Consider the following 2,936-nt stretch of genomic DNA (forward strand, 5'->3'; position numbering starts at 1 on the left):
CGCCCCCGCCCGCTCCGCCCAGGTGGCCAGCGCGAACACCAGCGCCGCCAGCAGCAGCGCGCCGGTCGCGATGGCCTTCATCCGGCGCACCCCGCGCCGCTTCTCCTCGTCGGCCTCCGTGAAGGCCACCGGGTCGAACGCCGCCCCGGCCGCCCCGGAGCCCCGGGCGTTCTTCCCGTCCGTCGTCGTACGCTCCATCGTCTCCACCCGTCTGCGCCGTCCCGGCCGCAATTGTCGCAAGCGGCCTCCGTCCCGACGGCACCGAACGCCGAACGCGCCGCCCGCGTCCCGCACCGCGAACACGGCGGCCCGCGTGGTCCGGCCGCCTCACACCCTTTCATCGATCGCGTAACAGGCGGGGCCACCCGGCGGGAACACGCCTGCCGCCATGGGATCATGGGGAAACCGCCGATCACTTCGCACACCTGGGCCCGCACCGCCCGAGGGGGGACTCTTTCCGTGTACGAGCGAGGCTGCCGCCCGTGAGCAAGAACATGGGATACGCCCTGCTGGCAGGGCTCGCGGCCGTCGTGGTCCTGGTCTCCGGCGCCGTGTTCGTCGGCGCCGGCGTCAGGGGCGCGGCCCCGGACACCGCCGCCCCGCGGGGCGGGGAGAACGCCGCGCCGGCCTCCTCCGGTGCCTGGGTGGGCACCTGGTCGGCCTCCCCCGCCTCCGCCGAGCCGAACGCCCCGGACGGCTACCCGGACGCCTCCCTGCGGAACGTGGTGCACACCTCCGTCGGCGGCAGCGCCGCCCGCGTCCGCTTCTCCAACCTCTTCGGCACCCGCCCGCTGACCATCACCCACGCCACCCTCGCCCTGGCCGCCGAGCCCAGCAGCCCCGCCGCCGCACCCGGCAGCATGCGCAGGCTGACCTTCGGCGACCGGAACGAGGTGACCGTCCCGGTCGGCTCCGCCGTCACCAGCGACGCGGTGCGGCTGAACGTCCCCGCGGCCGCCGACCTGCTCGTCACCCTCTACTCGCCCACCGGCTCCGGCGCCGTCACCCACCACCCCCACGCGCGCCAGACCAGCTACCTGGCCCGCGGCGACCGGGCCGCCGACACCACCGGCGTCCCCTACACCGAGCAGACCACCCACTGGCGGCACGTGACGGCCGTGGACGTGTGGACGAACGAGACCGAGGCCGCCGTCGTGGCCCTCGGCGACTCCATCACCGACGGCATCACCTCCAGCCCCGGCGCCAACCACCGCTGGACCGACTTCCTCGCCGACCGGCTGCGCACCGAACGCGGCGCCCCCCGCTACAGCGTCCTCAACCAGGGCATCAGCGGAAACCGGGTCCTCCTCGACGCCTCCCCCACCGACCCCAAGAACGGGCCCAGCGCCCTGAACCGGCTGGAGCGGGACGTGCTCTCCCGCACCGGCGCCGAGGTCCTGGTCGTCCAGCTCGGCATCAACGACCTCATCAAGACGCCCCGGCAGACCGACCCCCGCAGGATCGTGGACGGCCTGGAGCGGATCACCCAGCACGCCCACCGGCGCGGACTGCGGGTGATCGGGGCGACGCTGACGCCGTTCGGCGGGCACCGCAGGCACAACGCGCGCCTGGAGGCCGTACGGCAGCAGGTCAACGAGCAGATCCGCCGCGGCGGCGTCTTCGACGCGGTCGTCGACTTCGACGCGGCCCTGCGCGACCCGGCCGCCCCTCAGCGGCTCCTGCCCGTCTACGACTCGGGCGACCACCTCCACCCCAGCGACAGCGGCTACCGTGCGATGGCCGGAGCCCTGGACCTGGACCTCCTCAAGGGCTCCTCGCCGGCCAGGCTCTGACCCCGACGCGGTCCCGGCGCGCTCCCGGCGCGCTCCCCCGCGCCCGCTGCCGGCCCGTATCCGGTCCGGCGGCCGGCTCGCGGCTGCCGTCCGGCACTCTCCCGGGTGATCCCTTCCGGGTGATGGCGGAGTGCGGGCTCCCGGCCGGCCCCGCGGTGCCGCCGGCCAGCCGCCGACGGGCCGACCACCGAACGGATCGCACTGTCGTTCGTACCGTCACACCGCATCGCGCAGGGCCAGCGGTGTGAACCTGCCTCGCCCGTCGGCGCGGATGATGCCACAGTGTCCTACGGGGCAATCCACAGAAAACGGTACGAGATTCCCATACCGACAAGGAGCCCTGCGGTCATGAGCGAGGAGCCCGAGGAGCCCAACGGCGACCAGAAACCCCGGCCGCGGCGCACCGGCCCGCGGCGCCTGCTGCCCACCCGGAAGACACTCCTGGCAGCCGCCGCGGTGGCCCTCCTGGCCGGCGCGGGCGCCCTGATCACCGGCTACATGCTCGTGGAGATCCCCGCGCCCAACTCCGCGGCCGCCGCGCAGAACAACGTCTACCTCTACTCCGACGGCACCCAGCTCGCCCGCGACGGCGACATCAACCGCCAGAACGTGGAGCTCGACGCCATCCCCGAGAGCACCCGGCACGCCGTACTGGCCGCCGAGGACCGGGACTTCTACCACCAGCCCGCCGTCGACGTGGTGGCCATGGCCCGCGCCGGCTGGAACATGCTCCAGGGCGAGGGCAAGCAGTCCGGCTCCACCATCACCCAGCAGTACGTGAAGAACTACTACCTCGGCCAGGAACAGACCCTGACCCGCAAGACGAAGGAGTTCTTCATCGCCCTCAAACTCGACCGCGAGGCGAGCAAGGACGAGATCCTCGCCGGCTACCTCAACACCAGCTACTTCGGCCGCCACGCCTACGGCGTCCAGGCCGCCGCCCAGGCCTACTACGGCAAGGACGCCGGCGACCTGACCACCGCCGAGGGCGCCTACCTCGCCGCCCTCCTCAACTCCCCCAACCTCTACGACGTCGCCGCCCACCCCGAGAACAGGGAACGCGCCGTCGCCCGCTGGAAGTACGTCCTCGACGGCATGGTCAAGGAGGGCTGGCTCACCCCCCGCGAGCGCGCGGCCGCGAAG

The 2,936-nt window shown here is 73.5% G+C and carries 2 protein-coding genes and 1 pseudogene; 2 read left to right on the forward strand and 1 reads right to left on the reverse strand.

The window, feature by feature from the left end:
* Positions 1-198: pseudogene (locus L7D48_RS27815) on the reverse strand (DUF445 domain-containing protein); the annotation flags it as partial.
* A 296-nt stretch (positions 199-494) separates the two neighbouring features.
* Here L7D48_RS27815 and L7D48_RS27820 point away from each other — a divergent pair.
* The gene (locus L7D48_RS27820) at positions 495-1,793 is read left to right on the forward strand and encodes an SGNH/GDSL hydrolase family protein (protein ID WP_237883711.1); all 1,299 of its coding nucleotides are present in this window, start codon (positions 495-497) and stop codon (positions 1,791-1,793) included.
* Positions 1,794-2,141: 348 nt separating this feature from the next.
* Positions 2,142-2,936 (forward strand): transglycosylase domain-containing protein (locus tag L7D48_RS27825; protein ID WP_237883709.1); only part of this gene is annotated, 795 nt, incomplete at its 3' end.

The sequence above is a fragment of the Streptomyces sp. ICN903 genome (genome assembly GCF_022015835.1).
In the GTDB taxonomy this organism is placed as follows: domain Bacteria; phylum Actinomycetota; class Actinomycetes; order Streptomycetales; family Streptomycetaceae; genus Streptomyces; species Streptomyces fenghuangensis.